18 protein-coding genes are annotated in these 19,270 nt (G+C 59.6%); 13 read left to right on the top strand and 5 right to left on the bottom strand.

The window, feature by feature from the left end; all coding sequences use genetic code 11:
• Nucleotides 1–45 precede the first annotated feature (45 nt).
• From chlG to CHU95_RS22090, 4 genes are all read left to right on the top strand, one after another.
• Nucleotides 46–966: a chlorophyll synthase ChlG gene (gene chlG / locus CHU95_RS11325; protein WP_094456443.1), complete on the top strand. Its 921-nt coding sequence runs from the start codon at nucleotides 46–48 to the stop codon at nucleotides 964–966.
• A gap of 108 nt (nucleotides 967–1,074) precedes the next feature.
• A complete protein-coding gene (locus tag CHU95_RS11330; protein WP_245838162.1) occupies nucleotides 1,075–2,361 on the top strand; it encodes a BCD family MFS transporter in 1,287 nt (428 codons plus the stop codon).
• Between the two features lie 66 nt (nucleotides 2,362–2,427).
• Nucleotides 2,428–3,636, top strand: coding sequence for a geranylgeranyl diphosphate reductase (locus tag CHU95_RS11335; RefSeq protein ID WP_094456445.1), 1,209 nt, complete (start codon nucleotides 2,428–2,430; stop codon nucleotides 3,634–3,636).
• Nucleotides 3,620–3,919, top strand: a complete 300-nt coding sequence (locus CHU95_RS22090; protein ID WP_133065509.1) for a hypothetical protein — start codon at nucleotides 3,620–3,622, stop codon at nucleotides 3,917–3,919. The genes CHU95_RS11335 and CHU95_RS22090 overlap by 17 nt, the downstream gene beginning before the upstream one ends.
• Here the strand turns inward: CHU95_RS22090 and CHU95_RS11340 are convergent.
• On the bottom strand, nucleotides 3,886–4,335 hold the full coding sequence (locus CHU95_RS11340; RefSeq protein ID WP_207762456.1) for a TspO/MBR family protein: 450 nt from the start codon (nucleotides 4,333–4,335) through the stop codon (nucleotides 3,886–3,888). The two genes, CHU95_RS22090 and CHU95_RS11340, sit on opposite strands and share 34 nt — an antisense overlap.
• A 154-nt stretch (nucleotides 4,336–4,489) precedes the next feature.
• Between CHU95_RS11340 and CHU95_RS11345 the strand changes: the two genes are divergently transcribed.
• From CHU95_RS11345 to CHU95_RS11355, 3 genes are all read left to right on the top strand, one after another.
• Nucleotides 4,490–4,879: a c-type cytochrome gene (locus CHU95_RS11345; RefSeq protein WP_094456446.1), complete on the top strand. Its 390-nt coding sequence runs from the start codon at nucleotides 4,490–4,492 to the stop codon at nucleotides 4,877–4,879.
• A gap of 201 nt (nucleotides 4,880–5,080) precedes the next feature.
• The gene (locus CHU95_RS11350) at nucleotides 5,081–6,988 is read left to right on the top strand and encodes a 1-deoxy-D-xylulose-5-phosphate synthase (RefSeq protein ID WP_094456447.1); all 1,908 of its coding nucleotides are present in this window, start codon (nucleotides 5,081–5,083) and stop codon (nucleotides 6,986–6,988) included.
• A 123-nt stretch (nucleotides 6,989–7,111) separates the two neighbouring features.
• Nucleotides 7,112–8,029 (top strand): cobalamin B12-binding domain-containing protein, encoded by a 918-nt coding sequence (locus CHU95_RS11355; protein WP_245838155.1) that lies wholly within the window; start codon nucleotides 7,112–7,114, stop codon nucleotides 8,027–8,029.
• A gap of 150 nt (nucleotides 8,030–8,179) precedes the next feature.
• Here the strand turns inward: CHU95_RS11355 and CHU95_RS11360 are convergent, their stop codons facing one another.
• The 4 genes from CHU95_RS11360 to CHU95_RS11375 all read right to left on the bottom strand — a co-directional run bounded on the left by CHU95_RS11360 (nucleotide 8,180) and on the right by CHU95_RS11375 (nucleotide 14,141).
• Nucleotides 8,180–9,607: an alkaline phosphatase PhoX gene (locus CHU95_RS11360; protein ID WP_094456448.1), complete on the bottom strand. Its 1,428-nt coding sequence runs from the start codon at nucleotides 9,605–9,607 to the stop codon at nucleotides 8,180–8,182.
• A gap of 43 nt (nucleotides 9,608–9,650) precedes the next feature.
• On the bottom strand, nucleotides 9,651–12,572 hold the full coding sequence (locus tag CHU95_RS11365) for a TonB-dependent receptor (protein ID WP_245838156.1): 2,922 nt from the start codon (nucleotides 12,570–12,572) through the stop codon (nucleotides 9,651–9,653).
• 124 nt (nucleotides 12,573–12,696) lie between these two features.
• On the bottom strand, nucleotides 12,697–13,659 hold the full coding sequence (locus CHU95_RS11370; protein WP_094456449.1) for a FecR family protein: 963 nt from the start codon (nucleotides 13,657–13,659) through the stop codon (nucleotides 12,697–12,699).
• Entirely contained in the window at nucleotides 13,656–14,141 is a 486-nt protein-coding gene (locus tag CHU95_RS11375; protein WP_094456450.1) for an RNA polymerase sigma factor, read from the bottom strand. Before CHU95_RS11375 ends, CHU95_RS11370 begins: the two co-directional genes overlap by 4 nt.
• Nucleotides 14,142–14,467: 326 nt before the next feature.
• On the opposite strand from CHU95_RS11375, the gene CHU95_RS11380 reads away from it, so the two are divergent.
• From CHU95_RS11380 to CHU95_RS11405, 6 genes are all read left to right on the top strand, one after another.
• Nucleotides 14,468–14,626, top strand: coding sequence for a periplasmic nitrate reductase, NapE protein (locus tag CHU95_RS11380; protein WP_094456502.1), 159 nt, complete (start codon nucleotides 14,468–14,470; stop codon nucleotides 14,624–14,626).
• A gap of 96 nt (nucleotides 14,627–14,722) precedes the next feature.
• Nucleotides 14,723–14,935 carry a 4Fe-4S dicluster domain-containing protein gene (locus CHU95_RS11385; protein ID WP_245838163.1) on the top strand — a complete coding sequence of 71 codons (213 nt, stop codon included), beginning with the start codon at nucleotides 14,723–14,725 and terminating at the stop codon, nucleotides 14,933–14,935.
• Nucleotides 14,932–15,201 (top strand): chaperone NapD, encoded by a 270-nt coding sequence (locus CHU95_RS11390; protein ID WP_165772124.1) that lies wholly within the window; start codon nucleotides 14,932–14,934, stop codon nucleotides 15,199–15,201. Before CHU95_RS11385 ends, CHU95_RS11390 begins: the two co-directional genes overlap by 4 nt.
• Complete coding sequence (napA, locus tag CHU95_RS11395) at nucleotides 15,198–17,699, top strand: nitrate reductase catalytic subunit NapA (RefSeq protein ID WP_094456453.1); 2,502 nt, start codon at nucleotides 15,198–15,200, stop codon at nucleotides 17,697–17,699. The genes CHU95_RS11390 and napA overlap by 4 nt, the downstream gene beginning before the upstream one ends.
• Nucleotides 17,700–17,702: 3 nt before the next feature.
• Nucleotides 17,703–18,233: a nitrate reductase cytochrome c-type subunit gene (locus tag CHU95_RS11400; RefSeq protein ID WP_094456454.1), complete on the top strand. Its 531-nt coding sequence runs from the start codon at nucleotides 17,703–17,705 to the stop codon at nucleotides 18,231–18,233.
• Nucleotides 18,233–18,868, top strand: a complete 636-nt coding sequence (locus CHU95_RS11405) for a NapC/NirT family cytochrome c (protein WP_094456455.1) — start codon at nucleotides 18,233–18,235, stop codon at nucleotides 18,866–18,868. Before CHU95_RS11400 ends, CHU95_RS11405 begins: the two co-directional genes overlap by 1 nt.
• The last annotated feature ends 402 nt before the right edge of the window (nucleotides 18,869–19,270 follow it).

Below are 19,270 nucleotides of genomic sequence, written 5' to 3' on the forward strand. Positions count from 1 at the left end.
CAATTCAGATTGACACTTTGTGCCACATTGGCCTAGCATCCCGTCATGGACATCACCCGCACCGACACATTGCGACGTGACTGGCCGGGCCCCGCTGCGGTGCTCGCGCTGCTGAAGCCCATCACTTGGTTTCCCCCCATGTGGGCCTATGCCTGCGGCGTCATCTCGTCGGGGCAGCCCTTAAGCCCCTCACTCATTGCAGCAGCCCTTGGCATGCTGCTGGCTGGCCCGTTGCTGTGCGGCACCAGTCAGGCTGTGAATGACTGGTTTGATCGGCATGTTGATGCGATTAACGAGCCGGACCGTGTGATCCCTTCGGGACGCATGCCCGGCCGCTGGGGCCTGTATATCGCACTGCTGATGTCGGCACTGTCAGCTGCGGTGGCAGCGGTTCTTGGGCCTTTGGTCTTTGTCGCAGCGTTGGCCGGATTGGCCCTGGCATGGGGGTACAGCGCGCCGCCTTTCCGCTTTAAACAGAATGGGTGGATCGGTAATTCGGCGGTGGGGCTAAGCTATGAGACTTTGCCGTGGATTACCGCAGCGACGGCGATGACAGGCCTTGTACCGGAAACGCCGCTTCTGTTGGTTGCGCTGCTATATGGGGTCGGCGCGCACGGCATCCTAACGCTGAACGATTTTAAATCGATACGGGGCGACACGGAGATGAATATCTCCACATTGCCGGTATTGCATGGCGCTTCAGTTGCGGCCCGCATTGCTTGCGTCGTGATGGCGGTTCCACAATTGGCTGTTATCGGTCTGCTCGCCTACTGGTCGCTACCCTACCACGCTTCCGGCATCGCCCTTTTACTGGCGATCCAGGTGGCCTGCATGCGCCGTTTTCTAGCCGATCCAGTGGGTCGGGCTGTCTGGTATTCCTCAGTCGGCGTCGGCCTTTATGTGTCCGGTATGATGTTGGCCGCCTTCGGCTTGCGGCAAGCCTTTCTGACCACACCCATCGGCTGAGGATTTGCCATGAGCACAAGCGCTCACGCCGTCTCCCACCGTGACACCGCCCGGATGACCGGTCGCAGAGAGGTTCTCGGCTGGCTCGATATTCTGCGGCTAGGGTTGGTGCAGGCCGCTTTGGGCGCGATTGTGGTTTTGACAAACTCGACCTTGAACCGCGTCATGGTCGTTGAACTGGGACTGGTTGCGACCATTCCAGGTCTCCTGGTCGGTGTACATTACGGTGTGCAGATCACCAGGCCGCTTTGGGGGCACCGGTCAGATACTGGAAGCAGCCGCACGATTTGGATCCTTCTTGGACTGGCATTGCTGGCTCTTTCAGGCACTCTTGCCTCTGCCTCAACTTTGTTGTTTGACGACAGTCCGGCAACGGGCCTGATGGTGGCGTTCGTCGCCTATGTGCTGATTGGGGTCGGGATCGGCGCCAGTGGTACGTCCCTTCTCGCCCTGCTGGCAACGCGCACACCACCGGAGCGTCGCGCGACGGCAGCAACGATCACCTGGATGATGATGATCTTCGGTATCATCGTCACCTCCATCCTGACCGGCCTCATGCTGGAACCCTATTCTCATCTCCGTCTTGTCGAGGTGACAGCCGGGACGGGCGCCGTTGCGTTTGGAGTGGCTTGGATGGCGGTGCTGGGCATCGAGCGCAAACCAACTGTCACCCCGGTCCTTGCAGAAAGTGCAAAAAGAGTCCGTTTTACGGATAGTCTGCGGGAGGTATGGCAGGATGGTGAGGCCCGCCTGTTCACGCTGTTTATCGCCATGTCAATGCTGGCCTATTCGACCCAGGATCTGATTCTGGAACCTTTTGCCGGCTTGCTGTTTGGCATGACACCAGGACAGTCAACACAGTTATCCGGTGTACAGCACGCCGGTGTCTTCGCTGGAATGGCCGTAGTCGGTATCGGTGGATTGGTCTTCGCGGGGCGTTTTCCCGGATTGTCGAAGTTGTTCATCATAACTGGCTGTCTTGGCTCTGCCGCCGCGTTGGCGTTACTCTGTTTCGCTGCAACCGTCGCCCCAAATTGGCCGTTGTCACCGCATATCTTTGTCCTGGGGTTTGCCAACGGTATGTTTGCCGTTGCCGCCATTGGGACCATGATGCAACTGGCGGCGCAGGGGCGGACCGGCAATGCCGGCATGCGCATGGGGGTTTGGGGAGCCGCACAGGCTGTTTCCTTTGGTCTCGGCGGCATACTGGGCAGCGTCGCGCTGGATGTGGGGCGGTTGATCACAGGCCGTGATGCAAGTGCCTTTGGACTGGTGTTTGCGCTTGAAGCAACGCTCTTCATCGCCTCAACACTGGTAGCATTACGCATCGGACGCCACCGGCCGATTGAGACCATGCCAAAGTCTTCTGCACCCTCCATCCAGGCAGCGGAGTAGCCGATGACCGCGACAGGCACAGGCGCCCAATCTCCCTCAAAGCCTCAAGACAAAGACTGGCCGCACATGTTCGACGTGGCTGTCATCGGTGGTGGCCCCAGCGGGGCGATGGCCGCAGAACGGTTGGTTGAGAACGGGTACAGCGTGTTGCTGGTCGACCCTGGCAACCGCATCAAACCATGCGGTGGCGCGATCCCATCGCGTACTCTGAAAGATTTTGCGATCCCAGAGGAACTGCTGGTGGCACGCGCCGGAGCGGCTCGGATCATCGCACCCTCCGGCCAGCAGGTCGACATGCAGATTGGCGACATTGGTTTTGTTGGCATGGTGGACCGCGCCACTTTCGATCCTTATTTGCGCGCCAGGGCCGAACGCGCCGGTGCACACCTGTTCACCGGCAAACTGATCGGGCTGGAGGAACGTGTTGATCGCTCCCTTTGGCTCTCCCTTGCCGCCACCGACGGCGATCCTACCGCATCGCCGCTGATCCTCCGTGCGCGCATGGTGATTGGGGCCGATGGTGCAAATTCAACCGTCCGCCGCCTGATGTTCCCGGCCAACAAGCGTCCGCCTTATGTATTCGCTTACCACGAGATTGTGGAAAGCCCAGCGGAGGGAATGGCCCCGTCCTTTGCCCCTGACCGGTGTGACGTCATCTATGATGGACGCGTATCGCCGGACTTTTACGGCTGGGTGTTTCCGCACGGAAGCCACACATCCATTGGCTGCGGGTCCGGCGTAAAAGGCCACGACTTACGTGGTGCAACTGCGGCATTGCGGGTGAAGGCTGGTCTGGCTGACTGCAAAATCGTGCGTCGGGAGGGCGCGCCGCTGCCACTAAAGCCCATGCGGCGGTGGGATAACGGCCGTAATGTTCTGTTGACCGGCGATGCAGCCGGCACTGTCGCACCAGCCTCTGGCGAGGGCATCCATTACGCCATGCTGTGTGGCCGTCTCTGCGCCGATGCGGTCCAGAAATGTCTTGAAACCGGTCAAGTCTCTGCCTTGAGGGAGGCCCGGCGCCAGTTCATGCGGGCGCACGGCCGGATCTTCTTCATTCTCGGGCTGATGCAGGCCATATGGTATCGCAACGACCGCTTTCGGGAAAAGTTCGTCGCCATGTGTGCTGACCCTGACGTACAGCGCCTCACGTGGGAATCATACCTGAACAAGGCTCTGGTGCGGCGCGACCCGCTGGCCCATGTGCGCGTATTCTTCAAGGATCTTGCGGCATTGGTTGGTGTCAGGGTGGGTGGCCATGGACCTGCTGCTTGAAGCACTCCACAGCGGGTGGATCACCGTGGTCGCCATACTGATCCTATGGACCGAAACGGTAGCGCTATCCGTTATTGCCAACAACCCACGACGACGGTTCCGGGTCCTGTGGGCCAATGCCTGTTCAGGAACATGTCTTCTGGCGGCTCTGGGGCTAGCCCTCCGCGACAGCAATTCCATCTGGATCATGGCTTTGCTCGCAGGGTCATTGGTGGCGCACGCCATCGACATCCTTATGCGCGGCGGCAATCACCGGCGCGCATTCAGCCGCAAAACAGAATAGTTCAGGCAACCTGCGATGGTCACCCAGACCAGATAAGGCAGAAAGAGCAGTGCGGCGACCTCCGATACCGGCCACGCCGTGAGGATGAAGCCAGCGATCGAAACCCAGAGCAGAAAAATATCCACCAGCGCCAAACCCATCCGACGCAACCCGAAAAAAAACCACGACCAAAACGCGTTAACGACGATCTGCATGGCCCAGAACATCATCGGCAAAGACCAGCCCGCTCGCTCCCAGACCTGCCAACCGGCATAGGTGATTGCGGCATAAAGTAACGTCCAAACGACTGGAAAGGCCCATTTCGGCGGCGTCCAGGATGGTTTACGCAAACTCTCGTACCATTCTCCAGGTTTAAAGATCGCCCCGCTGGAAGCGGCGGCCAGAACGATGAAAACAAAAACCAAGGCCGCCATCATCTACTCCTTTTGCCCCTTTGGCAGTTGAGACAGTAAACGAACGGACACGATCCGCAACGATCACATTGATCCGGCAAAATGTCGCTCAGTTGGACCCAACCGACTGGTTCTTGGCCTTCACCGCGAACTGAAACTGCGCTAGGGGAGTTGAACCATGTCCAAATTCACTGCGTCTGCCTGTTTGATTTTGCTTTCGCTTGTACCGGTGACATCGCATGCCGTGGACGGCGATCCTGCGGCCGGCAAGATAGTCTTCAACAAATGTATGGCCTGCCACAATGTCGACAATGAGAAGTCGAAGGTCGGTCCGTCACTGATGGGCTTGATCGGACGGCAGCCAGGCAGCGTTGCAGGCTACACCTACTCCAAGCCGATGGTAGAGTTTGGGGTTGGGAAAACCTGGGATGAAGCCTTGCTGAAGACCTACCTCCCGAACCCCAGGGCGATGGTCAACGGCACGAAGATGGCGTTCCCCGGTTTGAAGACCGACAAGGAGATCATCGACGTCATTGCCTATCTCAATCAGTACAGTCCGCGCAAGTGACAGTGGGATCGGCACCGCCTGTCAACACGGGCGGTGCCAAAATCATCCAAAAGTGTAAATAAAAGTTTACACACCGTCTCATTTCCCCGACAATCCTTCCTGTCACGCCTTGCCATAAAGGCTCGGGCGTTCACGCAAAAAGACGGCAGGAACCACCTGCGGGCGCGGGGCGGTTGGTGCTCATGCGCGGGAGGATACGCAATGAGCCTTTTATCCGTATCTTCAACAACACCCTTGCTTGATCGTGTCCGCGATCCCTCGGACCTGCGGGTGTTATCCGATGACGAGTTGCTGTGTTTGGCTGGGGAGCTTCGATCAGAAACGATCAATCTCGTCTCTGAAACAGGCGGCCATCTTGGCTCAAGCCTGGGGGTCATTGAATTAACAGTGGCGATCCATGCCGTTTTCGACACACCCCGGGATAAGTTGATCTGGGATGTCGGCCACCAGTGTTATCCCCACAAGCTGTTGACAGGTCGACGTGCTGCCATGCGGGCGCTTCGGAAAAAGGGCGGTCCCTCCGGCTTCACCCGCCGTACCGAAAGCGAACATGATCCGTTTGGGGCCGCCCATTCCTCAACGTCCATTTCCGCTGGACTGGGATTTGCCGTTGCACGGGACTTCGGGGCCGATATCGGCGATGTCGTCTGCGTCATCGGTGATGGCGCCATGTCGGCGGGCATGGCATTTGAAGCTATCAACAATGCAGGCGCATTGGGGCGTCGCATTTATGTCATTCTTAATGACAATGCCATGTCGATCTCGCCACCCACGGGTGCGCTGTCAACCCATCTTGGCAAACTGGCGGCGCCATTAAGGTCTGGTCAGGAAGATGGTTCGTCCGCCGCAATCACCAGCCTGTTCGAACAGTTGGGTTTTTCCTATCACGGCCCTGTCGATGGGCACGATTTGAAGGGACTGTTGGCTACCTTGCGCGGTCTGCGCCAAGACGCGGACGGACCGGTTCTACTGCACGCCGTAACCCGTAAAGGGGCGGGATATGTCCATGCCGAGCAGGCCGCAGACAAGCTCCACGGAGTTACGCCCTTCGACATTGCGACGGGCGCACAGGCAAAGCCCCGCGCCACTGGCCCCAGTTTCACAAAAGTGTTCGCCAATGCCTTGATAGCGGAAGCTGAGTGCGACCCCCGTATTGTCGCTATTACCGCCGCTATGGCTGGCGGCACAGGAATCGATATGTTCGCTCGTGCCTTTCCAGAACGCAGCTTTGATGTCGGTATTGCAGAGCAACACGCCGTCACTTTTGCAGCAGGCTTAGCAGCGGGCGGCATGCGGCCCTTCTGCACGATCTACTCCACGTTTCTACAGCGGGCTTATGATCAGATTGTGCATGATGTCGCGCTGCAGGGCTTACCCGTTCGTTTTGCCATCGACCGCGCCGGACTGGTCGGCGCCGATGGCCCAACCCATGCCGGCGCCTTTGACATCGGCTATCTGGCAAACCTGCCCGGTTTCACCGTGATGGCCGCCAGCGATGATACAGAACTGATGCACATGGTGGCGACGGCTGCGGCACATGATGCAGGCCCTATCGCCTTTCGGTATCCGCGGGGAGAGGGGTCCGGGATCGATCTACCGGCAAAGGGAAGCATCCTACCGATTGGTCGCGGACGCGTGGTGGAAACTGGCTCGACCGTCGCGCTGTTATCCTTTGGCACACGACTGGGACAATGTCTCGCTGCGCGGCAATCCCTGGCTGAACGGGGTATTTCTGTCACCGTTGCAGATGCACGCTTTGCAAAGCCGCTGGACACGGCTCTGATCGACGAACTGGTTTCCAATCATCGGTTGCTAGTGACGATTGAAGAAGGAGCGACCGGTGGATTCGGCGCCCTGGTGCTGCACTACCTTGCCGGCCGCGGCATGCTAGATGGCCGGTGCGGCGTGCGGACCATGACGTTGCCTGACAGTTTTATCGCGCAAGCCGCGCCTGATGAGATGTACGCAACGGCACGCCTGAATGCCGACCATATTGAACAATTGGTTGTTGGCACGCTCGCGCGTACCGGCAGAGAGGGGCAACCACCACTCAGTTACACTGGGCCGGAACGCCCGTCGCCTGGCTCACGCCGTATCGCGGCGGAGTAAGCGGATCGCGCCGGACCATGGCAAAAATTGATCCGGCGATGAAAAAAATTGCAGAAATGTGGGGATGCGGTAATCTTCCTCTGTGAGGAAGGCTTACTTCCCAGGCCAATCACCGGGGGGGACATGGCCGAAAAAGATCATACCAGGACCAGCGGGTTACCCAATCCGCCAAAGGCCTTGAAATCCGGACAGACTAGGGGAACAGCCGCCGATGCTCATCTGAGCACCAGCGATCACCGTACGCTTGAGCGTGCGATCCGGGGTTCAGTATCCAGCATCGTGGGTGCCAGCCACCCGGACCATGCATCTGCACTTGATCCGGATACAGGGATCGAGAGCGACCTGATGCTGCATCCCGAACACCACCCCATGGCGCGACAGATGCCCGGTGCAGACAAGGCAATCAGCTATCGCACCAGCCTTCTGGAGTGCTTGATCAACCCGGACCCGCGTCACCACCGCCATTTCATCGACGAGTTACTGCGTGAAACGGTTCCTGTGCGGACACTCGCCGTCCATCTGTTTGCGCCGGTTGCAACAGAACTGGGTAACCGTTGGTGCACGGATGAAACCGACTTTATGCAGGTCGCCGTCGCGTCGACGCGGCTCAGCATGATTGTCAACCATGTCTCCCATGCTAGCACAGTCTCTACAGTGGAGCCAACGGCGCAGCGTCGTGTCCTCCTGGCCCGTACACATGGTGCGCAACATACGATTGGCGTATCCATCGTGGCCTCGTGCTTCCGTGACATGGGCTGGGCTGTTGATGGCGGCAGTGATCTTGAGATTGACGAAGTTCTGTATGAGCGCCTATCTCGCAAACCCTACGATCTCCTTGGTATCTCTGTCAGTCGCGTTGACGAAATACGTGAATGTACAGAAGTAATCCGCCGTGTACAGACCACGCCCAAGATCAGACGTGTGAAGATTGCCATTGGTGGTCCTGCGGTCGTCGCCTCCCCTTCGGCCTTCCAGCGAATTGGAGCAGATTTCGTGACCCGCTCCGCGCTTGATGTGATGCAACTGGCCAGCCACATCTAAGATGTGGAACAACCCAGCCTCATCCAATCCGATCATGGCGGCTGCCGCCACTGATGCCGACATTCACTGACCAAACTACATGGACCACGCCGGCAACTAAACCAAGCACGGTCCTTGATCATGGTTTCTGCCCGGCGGTGACAAGCCATATCAGGCAGTGGGCATCATCCGCCAGGGGCCAGTGATAGCAAGCGTGAGGCCTGGCCGCTGGATATTCACGAACAGGGTTGATGCATCCGGTGAAAAACAGACACCCGTAAACTCACCATTATCCTTGTGCAGGTTGGTGGCGAATGGGATCAACTCACCTCGACGGGTCAAGATTTGCAGATGGTTTCGTACCGGGCGGTTCCCGACAGGCCGATCCTCACACAAGATCAGGCCACCCCAGGGCGCAACGGTCAGATTATCCCCGGCCTCCATCGCTTGTTCGCCAGGGCTTTCATAGAACAGTTCCAGGGTTCCAGGGCTGGCCTGTTCGCCGGATTGCCCTTCTTGGGGTGATGGGTGATAGCGCCAGACCTGCCCCACCTGTGCGGCGCCCGCATCGGTGGTGGTGAAGTAGATCTCCGGCCGGCCATCAGGGCTGCGACCAAAGATGATACCCTCCCCCCGGCTGAACAGGGCAGCCCCCCTGGCGGCGCCGCGTTGGTTCAGGTCGCCATCGGGCGCGTCGACCCGGTCCAGGTCGATCCAGTCGACCGTCAGGCTTTGGCCAGTCTTCACTGTGCCTGCACCCCAGCCAGGTTCGCTGTCCACAGGCCAGTTACGCAGATCGGCCATATGATGTCCCCGGATGCAAAGTGCTTGCAGCCGTCCCCCTTTTACCAGCTCTCCTCTGTAGTTGGGCAAGTAGCGATAGAACAGACAACGGGGTTCATCCTGGGTCAGATAAACGATGCCGGTCGCCGGATCGACAGCAGCGGCTTCGTGCATGAAGCGGCCCATGGCCTTAATGGGCACAGGCTTGACCGGGGTGGTGGCACCCGCTGGCACCTCGAACACAAAGCCATGATCCTTGCCGGTCAGCGGACCTGCCCTGTCCGCCCGCTCCTCGCAGGTCAGCCAGCTTCCCCAGGGGGTGGCCCCGCCGGCGCAGTTCTGGGTGGTGCCCGCCAATGACAGGTTGGATTGTTCGATCCGCCCGGTGCGCAGATTGTAGGTAAAGCTGCTGGTCCCGCCCAGCAGCGGGCGCCCATCCGGTGCGAAATCATAAATCAGATCGCGCGACAGACGTCGGGCCAGACTGTGGTCTGGTCCGAAGGCGCCCCGATCAGTGACCGTTGGGTTGAGTTCATGGTTGCGCACCAGCCGACAGCGATCAGGGTCGCCAGGGATGGCGAACGCTGCCATGCCATCGGGCGCACCTGGTGTCGGGAAACCGTCGGACATTTCATCCCCGGTACGGGAGATTACCCGATAGGAAAACCCTTTTGGCAGGTCCAACAATCCCGCCGGATCCCGTTCCAGGGGCAAGGAAAATGGCGCTGTCCCGCCGCGCGCCGCAAAGGCGGCCAGACCGGCAAAACCCAGGGAAGCGGCGGTTGCATTCTTCAGCCATTGGCGACGGGACAGCATGGGAAACAAGCTCCGAAACGGATGGACAGTCAGGGATGACGGATCAGAACTTGGCCCTCAGGCCCAGCGTTAAGGTTCGGCCATAATAGTCGTAACGGGAGAACAGATCGTCGGCCACGAACTGCCACTGCGCCTCGTCGGTGATGTTCATCGCCTCGGCCACCAGGGTCAGGTTGTCGTTGATCTGCCAGGTGACATTACCATCCAGGGAACCGAACGCCTTGTCATTGGCGTTTTCCAGCCCGTTGGTGCCAACCTGGGCCAGCACGTCGCCGCGCCAGCTATAGGACAGGCGGAGACCGATCGGCCCGTTTTCATAAAAGCCCGTCAGATTGAAACTGTGGCGGGCCACGTTCTCCAGATCATCCTTGATGATCCGGGTTCCATCGAAGTAAGTGGCCTCGGTATCGGTGAAGGTATAGTTGGCTAGCAAGCCTAGCCCGTTGAATGGCTCCGGTAGCATGTCGAAGGTCTGCTGATAGGCGATTTCGACGCCCTTGATGCTGGCATCACCGCCATTGACGCGGGCTGACAGCTCATAATCCACCCCGTCCACGACCAGCGTCGATTTACGGGTGGTCATGAAGGTGCCGATATCCTTATAGAACAGGCCGCCGATCAGGGCGCTGCTGGGGGCGAAATACCATTCCAGCGTGGCGTCATATTGCCAAGCCTCAAACGGTTCCAGGTTAGGGTTGCCGCCCACCGCCGTGAAAATCCTGTCCGACGAATTCAGGGTCAGACGCGGGGCCAGATCGGCCAGAGAGGGCCGCGTGATGACCTTGGCCACCGACACGCGGCTGACCAAATCATCGGTCAGGTCAACGGCCAGGTTGGCGGACGGCAGGATGTCGGTATAGTCCTTTTCGAACCGCACCGGGTCCGCCTTCCGGCCATCATCGGCATGCCCGGCGGAGACCTGTTTGGTGCCTGCCACCCGCACGCCGGCATTGCCGCGCACCGGCAGGCCCGCTACCTCGCCATCCAGATCGGCCATAATATAGGCGGACTTGATCCTTTCGGTGATGCGGTAGGAATTGCGCAGGTCGGCACGGGCCAGCGGCTGATTGATCAGGGCGGGATCCATCAGTTCAAAGAACTTGTCGCCGTTGGGTACAACCCATTCACGCGGCAGGGTTGCGCTTGTCTGACCCAGGAAGTCGTCAACCAGAAAACTGGTCTCATAATATTCCGGACCATAGAAGGTGCCGGTGATGGATCGGCCATTCCGGTCGCGGGTGATGGTCAAGTCGCGACGATCATAATCGCGCAGGCGATCACGGTATTTCACACCGGCCTGCACCGCTGAAACTGGCCCCCATCCCAGTTCTTTTTCCAAATCAATCTGGCCAGCCTTTTCTGTATCCAGGCTGTCATTCACGCGCCACTCCAGGCGGCGCCCCGGCAAGGTGGCCGGGCTGTTCAGGTTGGCCGTCACGAACCGCAAATTGTGCACCTGATCACCGGCAGGGAAGTACTCAAAGGCGACATTGCCGACGGGACCCAGCACGCGCGAACGGCGGATGGGCGTGGGCGTATCGCTGTAGGCGCGGGAATAGGCGGTGTCCGCCGTCAGCGTCCAGCCATCACCAAAGCGGAAGGCCCCGTTCAAGCCGGCCTGCAGGTTCTCATGCGCCAGGTCCGACTGTTCGCGCCCGATCTGGCTGGAGGCACCGACTGTGCCGGCCACCAGTACACCTTCGCGGATCACGGCGGTATTCGGGACCAACTGCGCCCAGTTGAAATCCGCCGAATAGGTCAACTCATCATACTTGATGTCAAGATCGGTATAGGCGAGGTCCAGATTGATATCGATGTCCGGTGTGGGAAACCACTGCACCGCACCCGACAGGCCGATCCGTTCGCGTTCTTCCTGCTCCAGTGTGGGGCGGGTGCTGGCGGAACGATAGATGGGGCCGCTGTCGGCCACCCGGTCGCCATTGGTGTCGATGCCGGCGGGCAGATAGGACCAGCCGCCATTCATGGCCCGGTCCTGGCGCATGGAGCGCTGGTCATAGACGGCGGCCAGCAGCACCCCGAAGGTCCGCTCCTCATTGCGCCAACTGGTCAGACCGGAGAAACGCGTATCCAGCTTATCCGCCAATTCCGGATAGGAGAGAGTGGCGGAAAAGGCGTGTTCGGTATCTTTCAGATCCAGGGGACGGAAGGTGCGGACATCGACAATGCCACCGATCGCGCCCTCATCCAGGGCAGCGGTCGGGCTCTTGATGACATCAACACGAGAGACCAGTTCGGATGGCAGGGTATCGAAGCGGAACTGCCGCCCGCTCTGGCCACTGTCGCGCACATTCTCGTTTACCGCAGCGCTGCGCCCGTTCAGGGTCGTCGTCTGGAAATTCGCACCCAGACCGCGCACGCGTACAAAAAGCCCCTCCCCCCTGTCACGCACGATGGAAATGCCAGGGACGCGCTGCAACGCCTCGGCAATGTTCTGGCTGGGGAACTTGCCAATATCCTCGGCGGATATGGCATCCACAATGCTGTTGGCCTCACGCTTGATATCCAAGGCGCGGGTGATGGACCCCTTAAAGCCGGTGACGATAATCTCTTCCAGTTCTGGTGCCGCGGCTACCTGGGGCTGGACGGAAGCCGAAAACGGGGCTGAAGCAGGGGTGGCACTTGCCGCCTGCCGAAGCAGCAACACTGTCTCCCCGTCCAGTTGGAAGTCAAGGCCAGTACCGGCCAGAAGCTGGCGTAAACCCGCCTGGATGGCCACCGGCCCGTTTACCCCTTGGGTCCGTTTGCCCGACAGAAGGGACGGATCGGCCATGACCTGCAGACCAGTCTGACGTGAGAAGCGGTCCAGCGCGCCAGCCAGATCACCCGCTGGAATGGACAGATTGGAACTGGCCATCGTCGGTTGCTGCGCCAGGGCAGCAGACACTGCCGGCGACAAAGGAGCCAAGGCCACCCCGGCCAGCAGGGCAATTCGAATGGTCTTCACGTCTTTTCCCCCAAGGAACGCTGGCGCCGCCATGAGGCGCAGGATCAAGGGAAAGACGGGCTGGGACACCAAAACCGGACAGGACAATTATATGAATGTTTAAGGGCACTTACATGACAAGCGTTCAAACGGTCACCAGTTCCAGCACCCCACCGCGATGCCGCACCGTAAAACCATGCAGTTTACCAAGCGAGGCCAACAACCGGTCCGGTTCAGTGAGTTTGAACCGCCCAGCCACACGGCGCCCGGCGATAGCCGGATCAGCGATATGGACGGGAACGGGGGCGGTACGGTTAAGCCGCTCTGTCAGTTGCGCCAATGAAAGGCCTTGGGTCACCAGCCACCCAGAACGGAAGTCACCTGCCTGCGGGTCGAAAGCGGTCGGCGGGTTCAACTTTAGTCCCGTAACACCGGCACGTTCGCCCTTCGACAGCCGGACAGCCTGTTCGCCAACTGTGACAAGGGCTGCGCCTTCATAGACAGAAATTTCTGTCAACCCCTCTACGAGATCAAGATTCAAGGCCCCAGCCTTTGTCTGGATACGCGCGGGGCCACAGACAATGTCAAACGGGGGTCCTACCTGTGTGGTTGCCACCTGGAAAAAGGCCTCCCCCCGCGCCAACATGACGTGTCGTGTAGGCATCAGCGTGGATGCAAACAATTCAGTACGGCCATTGACAGTCACCTGGCTTCCATCGGCCAGGGTTATGGGTTGGATTGTTCCTTGTGGCACGCTCACCCATCCAGCACCATCCACCTGTTCGCGGTGTACAAGGAGGGGGGCACCAATTGATAGGGCCAGTGCAGCGGCGATACTTCCACCAAGCAACGCCCTACGACTGGGCTGTCGCATCGCAGGTTCGGTGGTGATGTACCGGGTCATGGCCACAGCAAGGGCATCATCCAGAAGAATGTCCCGCATCGCCCGCAAGTCATCCGGGTGAGCTGGATCGGCCGCCAGCCAAGCGGCACGCTCCACCTCCTCCGCTGGAGAGAGGGCTGGCCCCTCCACCTCACGCAGGGCCCAATAGGCACCGCCTTTTGCCATGTCCTGGTTAGCGGGCAGCATCAATGGGTCCCCGCTCATCGGGCGCCCTCCCGGCCCATCTCGCTATGAAGCCATTCCAAGGCCCTGACGACATGCTTCTCAACGGCTGCCACATTTAGGTTTAGGGCCTGCGCGATCTCCCGATAACTCTGCCCATGGAGACGCCGGCGGATGAACACCTCACGACGCAGGGGCGGCATGCGTTCCAAAGCCCGCGCGAGCGCGTCGGCCCGCTGCCGCGCCATGACTGTTTGTTCGGCACTGGGGCGATGACAGGCCATCTCTGGCTCCAGAACCTCCGCGTGGCCGGTACCGCGCATCCGGTAATGGTCCGAAATCAGGTTGGTTGCGATCCGTAGACTGAACGCCAAACTATCGGCCACCTTGTTGGACTGCATATAGGCGATCAGACGGGTCAGGGTTTCCTGTACCAGATCGTCGGCCAAGAATGGATCACGGACACGGCGCAAGATGAACCCATACAGCGCCTCGCGCTTTGGCAACTGTTCCGCCCATTCCATCCTGGCAAGTCCATTCAGTCACATGCATTGGAGTGGCTGTTACAGGAGAATTGTTGCACTGCCGTGACGAGCCGACGACAGGGCCTCAGAAGCAGCACCCTCGCCCTGAGCAGATAGGTCTCACGAGAAGGAGAGGCCCTTACATTCTCCAATGAATTGACAATTATCAAACGTGTATTTGTTGATAATCAACGCCGCCATTTTTAATATTACATTTGACATAGGTGATTATTATTCTGGCTCTGGTAAATTGATTCTGATCAATGCTTGTTCGGATACATGACGCTATGGTTTTCCCAGCAAACAATAGATCTCAACAGGATATCATGGATGCCGCCCCCGCCCCGGACAGCCGGAAAGTTGAACTGTTGAGGTTCATCTTCCTGGCGTTCGTCTTCATACCCGCCCTCTCGATCGGGGGTGTAGCCGCTTACGGCTTCGCCATCTGGGTATACCAGATGTTTGCTGGGCCGCCGGGCATGTAACACAAGGCAAGCGCCATGGAACCCATGCTTTCCCGCCGCGCCCTGTTCGGGCGGCCGCAACCTTCCGGCACAACACCTGCTGATCCGCCCCTGGCCATGACCATTGCCCATTGCCTAGCGGAGACTGGCGCCTATTGCCGGACATGCGGTGACGCCTGTCCGGAGGGAGCCATCCGCTTCCTGTTGCGATCAGGCGGGCGGGCGAGAGCCGATGTGGATGGGGAACGGTGTACTGGATGCGGCCATTGCCTGCCCCCCTGCCCGGTCAATGCCATCCGGCTTATCCCACGCGACGCAGGCCGACCATGAATGAAGACATCCACATTTCCAGCTTGGTCGTCCATGTCCGCCCGGATGCGCGGGACCGGGTGATCACGCGCATCCTGTCATCGGGTGGAGACGTCGTTCCCACCCTGGGCGACGATAGTCGCCTTGTCGTGGTGATCGAATGTCCCAGTGCCGGGGCAACGGCAGACTTCCTGGACATCATCAATGCCATTGCCGGGGTCTTCAGCGCCCTTCCCGTCTATCACCATGCCGAACCAGCGGCATGCCTTGCGGAGCCGATGCCATGACCCTGACCCGCCGCGACTATCTGAAGGCCCAGGCCGCTGCCACCGCAGCCGTCACTGCCGGCGTCACCTTGCCGACCAACGCCGCCCCCCTGCCTGCTGGCATGGACGCCAAGGTGAAATGGTCCAAGGCCGCCTGCCGTTTCTGCGGCACCGGTTGCGGTGTCATGGTTGGTGTGAAGGAAGGCCGTATCGTCGCCACCCATGGCGACCAGAAGGCCGAGGTGAACCGGGGCCTGAACTGCGTGAAGGGCTATTTCCTGTCCAAAATCATCTATGGCCAGGACCGGCTGACCACGCCGCTGCTGCGCATGAACAACGGCCAGTACGCCAAGGATGGGGATTTCACCCCCATCACCTGGGATCAGGCCTTTGACATCATGGCCGAAAAATGGAAGGCGACCCTGAAAGCCAAGGGACCCGAAGCCATCGGCATGTTTGGGTCCGGGCAATGGACGGTGCATGAAGGCTATGCCGCCGTCAAACTGATGAAGGCCGGTTTCCGCTCCAACAATATCGACCCCAATGCCCGGCATTGCATGGCGTCCGCCGTGGCCGGTTTCATGCGCACCTTTGGCATTGATGAGCCAATGGGGTGCTATGACGATATCGAGGCTGCCGATGCCTTTGTATTGTGGGGCAGCAATATGGCGGAGATGCACCCCGTCCTGTGGACCCGCATTACCGACCGCCGCCTGTCCAACCCGGATGTCAAGGTGGCGGTGCTGTCCACTTTTGAACATCGCTCCTTCGAACTGGCGGACATCCCCATGGTGTTCACGCCGCAGACCGATCTGGCCATCCTGAACTATATCGCCAACCACATCATCCAGACCGGGCGAGTGAACAAGGATTTCGTGACCAAACATACCACGTTCGTAAAGGGCCGAACCGATATCGGCTATGGGCTTCGGCCCGATAACCCCCTTGAAAAGGCCGCAGAAAATGCCAGCAAGGCCAACGAGTCCGATCCAATCGGCTTTGAAGAGTTCGCCGCCTTCGTTGCGCCTTACACGCTGGAGAAGGTGGCAGCGCAGGCCGGGGTGCCGACGGCCCGGCTGAAGGCGCTGGCAGAACTTTATGCCAATCCGAAGATCAAGGTCACCAGCTTCTGGACCATGGGCTTTAATCAGCATACGCGCGGCGTCTGGGCCAATAACCTTGTCTATAACATCCACCTGTTGACGGGGAAGATCTCCCAACCCGGCAACAGCCCCTTCTCGCTCACTGGTCAGCCCAGTGCCTGCGGCACGGCACGGGAGGTCGGGACTTTTGCCCACCGGCTTCCCGCCGACATGGTGGTGACCAATGCCGAGCACCGCGCCCACGCCGAACATTTGTGGAAACTGCCGGAGGGCACCATCCCTGCCAAGCCGGGCTTTCATGCAGTACAGCAGGACCGGATGCTGAAAGATGGCAAGCTCAACTGCTATTGGGTGCAGGTTAACAATAACATGCAGGCGGCCCCGAACACGGGGAACGAGACCTGGCCCGGCTATCGCAACCCGGAGAATTTTATCGTCGTCTCCGATGCCTATCCCACCGTCACCACCATGGCGGCCGATCTGGTCCTGCCCGCCGCGATGTGGGTGGAGAAGGAAGGGGCCTATGGCAATGCCGAGCGCCGCACCCAGGTCTGGCACCAGTTGGTGAACGCCCCCGGTGAGGCGCGGTCGGACCTGTGGCAGTTGGTGGAATTTTCCAAACGCTTCAAGATCGAAGAAGTCTGGCCGGCGGAACTGCTGGCCAAAGCCCCCGAATATCGCGGCAAGACCCTGTTTGATGTCCTCTTCCGCAACGGACAGGTTGATCAATTTCCCGTTAGCGAATGCGACCCGGCCTATGAGAACCGAGAAGCCAAAGAATTCGGCTTCTATCTGCAAAAGGGACTGTTTGAGGAATATGCCAGCTTTGGCCGGGGCCACGGCCATGATCTGGCTCCTTATGAGCGTTATCACGAGGAGCGCGGCTTGCGCTGGCCGGTGGTGAATGGCCAGGAAACGCGCTGGCGCTTCCGCGAAGGCAGTGACCCCTATGTCCCAGCAGGCGAAGGCATGCGCTTTTATGGGCATAAAGACGGCAAGGCCCGTATCTTCGCCCTGCCCTATGAACCGCCTGCGGAAAGTCCGGACAAGGATTATCCCTTCTGGCTGTCCACCGGCCGGGTTCTGGAACATTGGCATTCGGGTTCCATGACCCGGCGTGTACCCGAACTGCATAAGGCCGTGCCACAGGCCCTTTGCTACATGCACCCCGATGATGCCCAAGCCATGAATGTGCGGCGCGGGCAAGAGGTCGTGGTGGAATCCCGCCGCGGTCAGGTGCGCGCACGGGTCGAAACACGTGGCCGCAACAAACCGCCGCGCGGGCTGATCTTTGTGCCCTGGTTTGATGCCGATGTGCTGATCAACCGCGTCACGTTGGATGCCACCGACCCGATCTCCAAACAGACCGATTTCAAGAAATGCGCCGTGCGCATTACGCCAGTCCAGGGGGTTTGAGCCATGAAAACCCTTCCTATGGCCTTCATTCTTGCTTTGCTGGCCACGCTGCCCGTGTTGGGTGTGCCGCTGGCACGGGAAGCCTTTGCCACCGATCAAAACACCAACGCCACCCTGCGCGACGTCAATGCCAGCGGGCGCCCAGCCTTTACCGGTGCAGATGGGCTGACCGTCCAGGAAGCCCCCCCCATCCCGAAGGATGCCACTGATGACCGCCGCCGGCAGCGCAATTATCCCGAACAGCCCCCGGTGATCCCGCACCAGATTGTCGGCTATCAGTTGGACCTGCGCGCCAATAAGTGCCTGACCTGTCATGCCCGCGAGTTCACTGGCGACAGTCAGGCGCCCATGATCTCTGTCACCCATTTCCAGGATCGGGATGGACAGGTGTTGGGGGCAGTATCAGCGCGCCGTTACTTCTGTCTGCAATGCCACGTGCCCCAGGCCGACATACAGCCACGGGTCACCAACGGCTTCCGCGATGTCGACAGGGTTATCCGCGAGGCCATCCCTCCGGCGAACGGAGGCCAATGATGGGCATTATCCGTCGCGCACTGAACCTGTGCTTGTCGACCTGGCGGGCCTGCAACCGCCCCGCTGGCCATCTTTCCCTGGGGTTTCTTACCCTTGGCGGCTTCGTGGCCGGCGTCTTCTGGTGGGGTGGTTTCAACACCGCCCTGGAGATGACAAACAAGGAGGCGTTCTGCATCGGCTGCCACGAGATGAAGGACAATCCCTATGCCGATCTGAAGCAGACCATCCATTATGCCAACCGATCCGGCGTGCGCGCCACCTGCCCCGATTGTCACGTTCCGCATAACTGGACCGACAAGATTGCCCGCAAGATGCAGGCATCAAAGGAAGTCTGGGGCAAGATTTTCGGCACCACCAACACGCCGGAGAAGTTTGAAGCCAAGCGCAAGGAACTGGCGAGCCACGAATGGGCCCGCCTGAAGGCCAACAACTCCCTGGAATGCCGCAACTGTCACAGTGCCGATAGCATGGACATTACCCGGCAGGGCGTGCGGGGTGCCGAAGCGCATCAACGCTTCCTGTTCACCGGACAAGCGACTTGCATCGATTGCCATAAGGGCATCGCGCATCGTCTGCCCGATATGACCGGTGTGCCAATCTGGACGATGCCACAACAGGCCGCGCTGCCGCACTGACCCCGAGGCCTTGTATGGCGACTGTTGCCGGTCAAGGCCAGCGACCAACGATCCCCGTGGGCGTGACCGACCAAAGGGGATTTCCATTCGGTCCGTGACACCAAGTTCGATGACAGCACCCCGATCGTCCCTGACGAAGGCCACACTCGCCATCTATTTCGGAGAAGAGGTGCCACCATCTCCGAATGCAGGGCCGCTTGTGCAACATCATGAAACAGAAAAACAGGGACTGTTTCACCGTGCAACCCTGACCAAACACCAACCGGGCCGTTTAAACGCGCAAATCATGCCTGTTGATGATCCATGATAGCAAAGACAGCAGAAAAAGTCAGCGGTTGGAGCAGCAGAAGCGCAGTGACCCGCGAAAATCCCCGCAACGATGTACCGGTGCCCGGTAATCGC

Origin of the sequence: Niveispirillum lacus, assembly GCF_002251795.1 — a bacterium.
Classification (GTDB): Bacteria; Pseudomonadota; Alphaproteobacteria; order Azospirillales; family Azospirillaceae; genus Niveispirillum; species Niveispirillum lacus.

What these genes read in the sequence shown, in the direction of transcription:
- chlG (WP_094456443.1), top strand. Translation starts at nt 46, where the DNA reads ATGGACATCACCCGCACCGACACATTGCGACGTGACTGGCCGGGCCCC.
- CHU95_RS11335 (WP_094456445.1), top strand. Translation starts at nt 2,428, where the DNA reads ATGTTCGACGTGGCTGTCATCGGTGGTGGCCCCAGCGGGGCGATGGCC.
- CHU95_RS22090 (WP_133065509.1), top strand. Translation starts at nt 3,620, where the DNA reads ATGGACCTGCTGCTTGAAGCACTCCACAGCGGGTGGATCACCGTGGTC.
- CHU95_RS11340 (WP_207762456.1), bottom strand. Translation starts at nt 4,335, where the DNA reads ATGATGGCGGCCTTGGTTTTTGTTTTCATCGTTCTGGCCGCCGCTTCC.
- CHU95_RS11345 (WP_094456446.1), top strand. Translation starts at nt 4,490, where the DNA reads ATGTCCAAATTCACTGCGTCTGCCTGTTTGATTTTGCTTTCGCTTGTA.
- CHU95_RS11350 (WP_094456447.1), top strand. Translation starts at nt 5,081, where the DNA reads ATGAGCCTTTTATCCGTATCTTCAACAACACCCTTGCTTGATCGTGTC.
- CHU95_RS11355 (WP_245838155.1), top strand. Translation starts at nt 7,112, where the DNA reads ATGGCCGAAAAAGATCATACCAGGACCAGCGGGTTACCCAATCCGCCA.
- CHU95_RS11360 (WP_094456448.1), bottom strand. Translation starts at nt 9,607, where the DNA reads ATGCTGTCCCGTCGCCAATGGCTGAAGAATGCAACCGCCGCTTCCCTG.
- CHU95_RS11370 (WP_094456449.1), bottom strand. Translation starts at nt 13,659, where the DNA reads ATGAGCGGGGACCCATTGATGCTGCCCGCTAACCAGGACATGGCAAAA.
- CHU95_RS11375 (WP_094456450.1), bottom strand. Translation starts at nt 14,141, where the DNA reads ATGGAATGGGCGGAACAGTTGCCAAAGCGCGAGGCGCTGTATGGGTTC.
- CHU95_RS11380 (WP_094456502.1), top strand. Translation starts at nt 14,468, where the DNA reads ATGGATGCCGCCCCCGCCCCGGACAGCCGGAAAGTTGAACTGTTGAGG.
- CHU95_RS11385 (WP_245838163.1), top strand. Translation starts at nt 14,723, where the DNA reads ATGACCATTGCCCATTGCCTAGCGGAGACTGGCGCCTATTGCCGGACA.
- CHU95_RS11390 (WP_165772124.1), top strand. Translation starts at nt 14,932, where the DNA reads ATGAATGAAGACATCCACATTTCCAGCTTGGTCGTCCATGTCCGCCCG.
- napA (WP_094456453.1), top strand. Translation starts at nt 15,198, where the DNA reads ATGACCCTGACCCGCCGCGACTATCTGAAGGCCCAGGCCGCTGCCACC.
- CHU95_RS11400 (WP_094456454.1), top strand. Translation starts at nt 17,703, where the DNA reads ATGAAAACCCTTCCTATGGCCTTCATTCTTGCTTTGCTGGCCACGCTG.
- CHU95_RS11405 (WP_094456455.1), top strand. Translation starts at nt 18,233, where the DNA reads ATGGGCATTATCCGTCGCGCACTGAACCTGTGCTTGTCGACCTGGCGG.